Below are 7,240 nucleotides of genomic sequence, written 5' to 3'. Positions count from 1 at the left end.
TAGGGTCATCTGGTGATACAGATGGTTCTCTCGTAAGTCGGAGAACAACGACTTTATGCGACTTCATGTCGCACTTATGCATGCTTGCAGAGGGGACACGGTTGACTGAGTGAGAACAACTAGCTCTTAGCTGATTAAATTATTTAGAATATGCCAAAACGCTTTTTCGCTACATTTTTACGATTAATATTAATAATGTCAGAAATGTTGTTTTTATCGAGTTTTTCCAGCAGTATGTCACAGCCTTTAGTTAATTTGAGATCCATTTCTTCTTCATATAATGGAACGATACTAAAGAACTCAATAACTTTATTGTCATCAATTTTAAGCTCCAAGAATTCAGGTGAGGTATTTATAGGTGGCAAAAGGATTACGCCATTAAGTTTTGTATTTTCTGAGAAAGACTGAGCAGGGTCTCCATTTGGTATGGTATGCCCCCATCCTAGCCAGGTATCATATTTGTGTGGAAATCTAGCCAAGTATTTTAATTGTCTAACAGGCCAATACCAACTTTCACTATTAAATGACTTCTCATCAATTTTCCAACTTTCTGGAAGTGTCACCATTAGCTCCATGTGGCTCGTGGACTCGACTTCAGCCGGAACATTCATGGCTAAATCACTCATTCCTGACGTGATTAATGTATGAAATGGCCTTTTCTGAGAGGGCTTCACATGATGGACGTCTATATGTACAGTGTCAGAAATCAACTCATGAAAAACCATGGCAACTTCGCCAATATGCTTCTCTATATGATCAGATATTTCTTCGATGCACTCTTCTCCATGAGGTGCTTCCCATTCGTTCTCTCCGTCTGTATACCTGAAAATGGGATCGCCAGACATCGATACTAAATTTTCATTCTTATTCACTAGTTACCTTTGACTAACTATTAATAAACGATACTCTGATGCTGGAATAAAACCATATTTTTACCAGAAGCTTTAGCATCAATGATGTGAGAGGGCTTCGGACAGGTTAATTTTCTGCATCATTGGATAGAGATGATATTAAGTAAACTGACACTACCCAGCGAGCTTCATTGGATTGGTATGTATGTAAAGTAAGAAAAATCTAAATTATACCCACCCGCCGAGGAAGCATCTTAAAAAACGAATAATTATTTATTTTTAGAGTTTGGTTTGACCACTTTTAAACCAGGGACTTTTTCGAAATCTTCAACATTACTAGTGAGTACTGCAAAGCCATGGGCAATAGCGGTAGCAGCAATTTGCAGGTCATGAACATTTTTTGCTGATTTATTGCGAGGCTTTAAAAAATGGCTATAGAGCTCACCATAGGTTCTGGCGACTGACATTGAAAACTCCATAATAGGAATATGTTTAATAATGCCCTCTACAAAAGCAGAACGTCTGATACGTATATCAGCCGTTTTTGCCATGTGAACACCTACTAATAGCTCAGAAACAGTAACTGCTGCAATAAACGCATCACCATGAGCTGAAAGCCCAGACAATATGCTGAGATCTAAACGGCCATTTTCCGCGTCAATAAACACATTGGTATCAATGATTAGTCCCATGGGTTCTCCGGCAAATCAGCGTGGCTTCGGGCCTCTTTGAGATCTTCAGCCATTTGTTGAGCATCATTACCCAGAGAAGGCAAACTTTCCAGTAAGCTGCCAAGCTGTTCAATTGGAAATCCTTGTTTAGGCGGCGGACTTAGCTCTGCTACAGTTTGTGAGCCTTTCGTGATGTACACGCTATGGCCTGACACCCTTACTTTATCTATCACTGATGCCATATTACGGGCCAATTCAGTGGCTGAAATTGAATCATGTTGCCAGTCCATAACAAAACACCTTTGCTAAATAGTTGACATGTCTAATTATACATAAAATACATATAGTATGTAAAATATGTATTTTATCTTAAAGGTTGAGGAGGTCGCTTTTTGGCCAAAAGCCCACAAAATAACTTAGCCAAAAATCGTTAGTACTGTTTTTGTCCAACGCTTTTTATAATCAGAATTGAAGCGGGTAAGCATGGATAACTCCCGCTCTGTTTACTCTAAAGCTTGTTCGTGGTGGATATAAGGTATTGGGTAACATCAAGATTTTGTGGCCTTATATTTTTCTAGTATCTCAGCTTTGTTTTGTGCGGGTGGAATATTCGGCACCTCAATACCTTCTAGCCGCAAACTTGCCTGGTAATTATTTAACCTAACTTTGGCAAAATAGGCTTTTCTTTTATTGAGTTCTTGATCTGTCATCGCTTCGCCTAAGATAACACAGCGTAATTGAAGAGGCATAGGCTAACAGCCTTGATATTTCTAGGCTTCCTGCCATTCTTATTGATACTTCAAATTGAAATAAAAAAGAAGTACCTATGATGAACACTAAAAAGCTTACCAAACTGTCGATGCAACACCCTCGTATAACAGTTCGAACACTGGCCACTTTAATGGCAATCAAGGATAACGAAGGCTGCTCAGTTTCCGAGTTATCCTAGTTTATGGGTGTTAATGAAAAAAACGTGGCGACCACTATCCGCCGCCTGGAAGAAGGTAGGGAAGAAAGTGGGGATGTGAAGCTAATCAAGGTCAAACAAAGCAAGGAAGATCAGCGCTTTAAGCTGATATGGCTAACGGCAAAAGGCAAATCCTTGTTACAAAGGTTGTAGCGAAGGGTCAGCCAATTTTAGCTAGCTGTAATTGATTGACCAAATTAGTAAGGCGTTTTGCTGAGGTTAGCCGTTTACTGGCCATGGCTACCGCTTTAGCTTCGCCAATCAACACAACCATTTGTTTGCCACGAGTAACACCGGTATACAGCAAGTTTCGCTCTAACAACATAAAGTGCTGCATAGTCATGGGAATGACAACGCATGGATACTCAGAGCCCTGTGATTTATGGATTGTAGTGGCATAGGCCAGTGATAATTCATCCAGCTCATTAAATGCATACTCCACTTGTCGCCCTTCAAAATCTACCCATAATTGATTTTCTTCAAGGTCTACTTGCTGAACACGGCCAATATCCCCATTAAAGGCTTCTTTGTCGTAGTTATTAATAGTCTGAATAACTTTATCACCAGGCGCATAAGTCCAGCCAAACCGGGTCACTTGTGGGTGTTGGTCTCCATTTAATTGACTTTGTAAGGCAATGTTTAAACTGCGTGCACCAAGCCCTCCTCGGTTCATTGGACATAGCACCTGAATATCATCAATAGGATGAAAATCATACCGCTTGGGTAACCGTTCAGTGACTACCTTCATGAGCATTGCTTGTGCTGCTTCTGCAGAGTCCACAGTAATATAAAAGAAATCGGTATCCTCGCCTTTTTTTGAAGGATAAGGAGGCTTCCCCCGATTAATTGCATGGGCAGAGGTAATAATTTTTGAAGTGGCGGCTTGCCTGAATATTTCTGTTAAGCGAGCCACGGGTATTTGTCCTGACTCAATAAAATCGGCTAAAACAGAACCTGGCCCTACAGATGGCAGCTGGTCAACATCCCCCACTAAAAGTACGGCAGCGTCATCAGGCACTGCGCGTAATAGCTGATTCATCAGGACTACATCGACCATTGACGTTTCATCAATGATTAAGCAGTCTGTTTCTAGTGGATTATCTTGATTACGTTTGAAATCAAAAGCAGATGGGTCAAACTCTAATAGCCTGTGAATGGTGAGAGCTTCTAATCCCGTTGACTCACTTAGCCGCTTTGCCGCCCTTCCAGTCGGCGCACATAATAAAACAGAAGCCTTTTTGGCTTTAATAATTTTAAGAATGCTGTTGACCGTCGTAGTTTTACCGACACCTGGGCCGCCTGTAATGACACAACACTTGTGATTAACAGCGGTTTCAACAGCTGAACGTTGCGAGGAGGATAACGTTATGTCGTTTTTTTGCTCAACCCACTGAATAGCGGCATCAATATCAATACTACCCCAGGGTGTTTGCCCCTGTAGCAGTCGTTGTGCATGATTGGCCACCCCTTGCTCTGCTCGATACAAAGGCGTGAGAAATACCACCTCTTGTTCATTAATTTGATCGGGCTTTAAACGCTCTTCGGCAATTTCCTTAGCCAACGCTTCGCTCAAAATTGGCTGGGGAATTTCCAGCAAAGACTCTGCCGCTTTGAGTAAATCCTGAACAGGCTGGGCACAATGGCCTTGAGAAGAAAACTCCTGCAACGTATGGCGTAACCCCGCCTGAGCTCGGATTAATGAAGTAGGCGCAATACCAATATTTTGGGCAATTTGATCTGCTGTTTTAAAGCCAATCCCATGGATATCCAAGGCCAGTTGATATGGGTTTTCCTGCACTTTTTGGACTGCTTGATCACCATAAGTCTTATATATGCGTACGGCTCTTGAAGTACCCACTCCATGGGATTGTAAAAACACCATAATATCTCGAACTACTTTTTGTTCAGCCCAGGCGGAGGTGATTTTCACTTGCCGTTTTTTGCCAATACCCTCTAACTCCAGTAAGCGCTCTGGCGTTTGTTCAATCACATCAAACACTGCTTCCCCAAAGGTTTTGACTAACCGTTTGGCAAAGTGAGGCCCAATCCCTTTCACCATCCCAGAGCCTAAATACTTTTCGATGCCTTCTAACGTTGTTGGCACAATCGTTTTGATGGTTTTGGCTTGAAATTGCACTCCGTGTTTAGGGTCATTAATCCATATCCCCGTGGCTTCAATATATTCACCTGCTGTAATCGAAGGGGTATTGCCGGTGACGGTTACCAAGTCTCGCTGGCCTTTGACTTTAACTCGAATGACAAAAAAACCAGATGCTTCACTGTGAAAGGTGACCCGTTCAACGGGACCTGACAAATGAATTAATGGCTGGTGTTGGTGAATAGGCTGGGAGTGATTAATAACCGGGTCTCTTATTTTATTACTACACTGATGCAGCCCATTTTAGCGGATAAGGATATTAATAAAAAAGAGTGCAGTTAATTATCTATGCAGCATACAATGAGTTAGTCAGAAAGTGTTGATATTCTCGCTATCTATTGAAAACACTATGTGAAAATCGCTTCAAGCTGATCTGCCCTACAGAAATTGATTAGCCAATGTTTCAAGGTGATAGAGTCTGCATTGTTTATTTTTTCACTCACCCAAGCGGGTAGTTCACCAAACCGCCCTTGTAGCACTAAATGAAGGGCGTTAGCATGTCCATCTCGATAACCTTTTTGATAGCCTTCCTGATAACCTTCTAATTTCCATTGTTCTATCCATTGATCGATACGCTCTGTCAGCATGTATAGAATCTCGCTGGTTAAGGGGGTAGGGTGATTGTAGCGGTGTTTTGCTGCTGAATCATTAGCTATTCAAAATAGCAGCGGCTCAAGTCATAGATAACTACAGCTCGTGGTATTTATAGATTAAATCTTCTCTAATAGGCTTTAAAACGTGTTTACCAACTGCTAGGTATCTGCTATCAATATTCATTGGCCATCCAATAACCAGCACTGGACGCTCAACATGACAATAAAAAAACTGCCAGCGATAAAAGAACGGTACACAAAAACACAAATATTAGCTGAGTTAGCAGCAAACACTGGGCTGACAAAAAAAGAAGTCACAGCTGTTCTTGATGAACTGACTGACTTGATGGAGCGACACATTAAAAAGCGGGGTTGTGGTGAGTTCACCCTGCCTGGCTTGATGAAAATAGTGACTAAGAAAAAGCCTGCTACCAAAGCCCGTAAAGGAGTGAACCCTTTTACAGGAGAAGAGATGATGTTTAAGGCTAAGCCAGCCTCAGTGCAGGTTAAAGTGACACCGTTAAAGCGCTTAAAAGACTATGCTCTATCATAATTAAGTCAGATCAATAAAGGCCTTTGTAGTAAAGCCTTTATTGATGATTAAACAGGCATTACTTAATGCTGAATGAGCTAGGCCAAATAAAGTAAGGACCAAATTGTTTACTCATACGAAACTCTCCACCAGCATCTTTACCTTTTTGGGTAAGATAATTTTTACCTTCTTTTTCTTCCAAGTAGCCCGCTTGCAATAATTGACTAATTAGCTCGTTAGTTTTCAAGCCAGAGCTCTTTGCTATTTTAGATGTAGAAAGCTTGTCAGGCTTGGGTTTGCTTGTTGCTGGGGAACTGTCTGTCTCAAGTGCTTTATCAACTTTTTCCATCGTGATTCTGACTTCATCACTGATGCGAATGATTCGTTGTGCTTCTTCATAGGCATCATTGTATAAGTCAGGCTCATCAGCGCGCTGTACTAAAATGCCCATTTCATTGTTATTGACCTGGCTAAATTCGTACAAGTTTAAACTGGTAATGATAGCCAGCTCTTCATTGAGGTAACACTTGGCATGCAGGTTTTTACAAAAACTGGTACGAACGAAGTCCAAGCTTTTTAACCAATCAATTTCGTCAGGCTGCAGCTCGTTTTTGCCATAAATTAATCGAATATCAATTTTTAACCGGTTTTTGTCTTCCAGTAGCTCTTTAATGCGTTCATTAACTTTTACAATACTGTAGACAGTTTTTGAATTATAAAACATTGCTCTACAGGCCATGTACCATAGGAAGGAGGAGTTTATTGCATGTTAAGCCTCAGGCTATCTTGCAATAAAGTATATGAGAGTAGAGCACTCCCCCCGTAAACACTAACATACAACACCTATAAAACTGTCCGCAGTATTGCTTTTAAGTAGGGGCTAATTAACACCAACCTATCTCTAGCATTTTTAATCAGTTCTTCTAAAAAATAGTTCGTAGCGCTAGTGTTTAGAAACTTCGCCATTCTATTCCCTTAAATCCTGCTTGTTGGTTAACCAAAATAATTAATTATACGTCAGAAGGATCATTATTATTACAGCTAATGGGGTTAAAATAATGCTACCAATTATAGACCTCACCATCATCGTCGATTATTTGTGCTTGTAAGGCATGAGCTAGGGCAGCAGCGATGGTTCTAACAGGGTGACTTATATCATGAGTATCCCAGGTAACTTTAAATGAAGCAGTGCCTTGAAAGTAACTAAAGCAGTGTACCCATTCTGACTTATGGATATCTCCTCTGTCTTCAGCAGGCTTTAGCAGTACATGAGTATCTCCAGGGTGGCCCTCAATTGAAATTGTTTCCCCTGTATGAGGGTTAATAATAGAGATAGCAGACTCATTAATTTTGGCCCCTTTAGTAGCTTCTACTGCATGTATCCACTCTTTAACTCGATTCCGAAGTTTTTAATGCTTGACTAGCAGGATGAGGAAGACTTAAAGGGCTGGACTACAGGCATGGCTCC

The 7,240-nt window shown here is 41.0% G+C and carries 10 protein-coding genes; 3 read left to right on the top strand and 7 right to left on the bottom strand.

The window, feature by feature from the left end:
* Window positions 1-143 precede the first annotated feature (143 nt).
* The 4 genes from ORQ98_RS28465 to ORQ98_RS28450 all read right to left on the bottom strand — a co-directional run bounded on the left by ORQ98_RS28465 (window position 144) and on the right by ORQ98_RS28450 (window position 2,271).
* Window positions 144-872 carry a suppressor of fused domain protein gene (locus ORQ98_RS28465; protein WP_274692219.1) on the bottom strand — a complete coding sequence of 243 codons (729 nt, stop codon included), beginning with the start codon at window positions 870-872 and terminating at the stop codon, window positions 144-146.
* Between the two features lie 248 nt (window positions 873-1,120).
* Window positions 1,121-1,543 carry a type II toxin-antitoxin system VapC family toxin gene (locus ORQ98_RS28460; RefSeq protein WP_274692218.1) on the bottom strand — a complete coding sequence of 141 codons (423 nt, stop codon included), beginning with the start codon at window positions 1,541-1,543 and terminating at the stop codon, window positions 1,121-1,123.
* Window positions 1,534-1,812 carry a type II toxin-antitoxin system Phd/YefM family antitoxin gene (locus ORQ98_RS28455; protein ID WP_274692217.1) on the bottom strand — a complete coding sequence of 93 codons (279 nt, stop codon included), beginning with the start codon at window positions 1,810-1,812 and terminating at the stop codon, window positions 1,534-1,536. The genes ORQ98_RS28460 and ORQ98_RS28455 overlap by 10 nt, the downstream gene beginning before the upstream one ends.
* A 258-nt stretch (window positions 1,813-2,070) precedes the next feature.
* On the bottom strand, window positions 2,071-2,271 hold the full coding sequence (locus ORQ98_RS28450; RefSeq protein WP_274692216.1) for a YhfG family protein: 201 nt from the start codon (window positions 2,269-2,271) through the stop codon (window positions 2,071-2,073).
* A gap of 77 nt (window positions 2,272-2,348) precedes the next feature.
* On the opposite strand from ORQ98_RS28450, the gene ORQ98_RS28445 reads away from it, so the two are divergent.
* Entirely contained in the window at window positions 2,349-2,471 is a 123-nt protein-coding gene (locus ORQ98_RS28445) for a hypothetical protein (RefSeq protein ID WP_274692215.1), read from the top strand.
* A gap of 24 nt (window positions 2,472-2,495) precedes the next feature.
* Window positions 2,496-2,642, top strand: a complete 147-nt coding sequence (locus tag ORQ98_RS28440; protein WP_274692214.1) for a hypothetical protein — start codon at window positions 2,496-2,498, stop codon at window positions 2,640-2,642.
* 7 nt (window positions 2,643-2,649) lie between these two features.
* On the opposite strand, the gene recD2 is transcribed toward ORQ98_RS28440, so the two are convergent.
* Entirely contained in the window at window positions 2,650-4,803 is a 2,154-nt protein-coding gene (gene recD2, locus ORQ98_RS28435; RefSeq protein ID WP_274692213.1) for an SF1B family DNA helicase RecD2, read from the bottom strand.
* Window positions 4,804-4,994: 191 nt separating this feature from the next.
* On the bottom strand, window positions 4,995-5,234 hold the full coding sequence (locus tag ORQ98_RS28430) for a hypothetical protein (RefSeq protein WP_274692212.1): 240 nt from the start codon (window positions 5,232-5,234) through the stop codon (window positions 4,995-4,997).
* A gap of 223 nt (window positions 5,235-5,457) precedes the next feature.
* On the opposite strand from ORQ98_RS28430, the gene ORQ98_RS28425 reads away from it, so the two are divergent.
* Complete coding sequence (locus ORQ98_RS28425; protein ID WP_266195980.1) at window positions 5,458-5,793, top strand: HU family DNA-binding protein; 336 nt, start codon at window positions 5,458-5,460, stop codon at window positions 5,791-5,793.
* 58 nt (window positions 5,794-5,851) lie between these two features.
* Here the strand turns inward: ORQ98_RS28425 and ORQ98_RS28420 are convergent, their stop codons facing one another.
* A complete protein-coding gene (locus tag ORQ98_RS28420) occupies window positions 5,852-6,496 on the bottom strand; it encodes a phospholipase D family protein (RefSeq protein WP_274692211.1) in 645 nt (214 codons plus the stop codon).
* Window positions 6,497-7,240 lie beyond the last annotated feature (744 nt).

The organism is Spartinivicinus poritis, from assembly GCF_028858535.1.
Taxonomy (GTDB): Bacteria; Pseudomonadota; Gammaproteobacteria; order Pseudomonadales; family Zooshikellaceae; genus Spartinivicinus; species Spartinivicinus poritis.
This window is presented reverse-complemented; position numbering and strand designations above follow the sequence as displayed.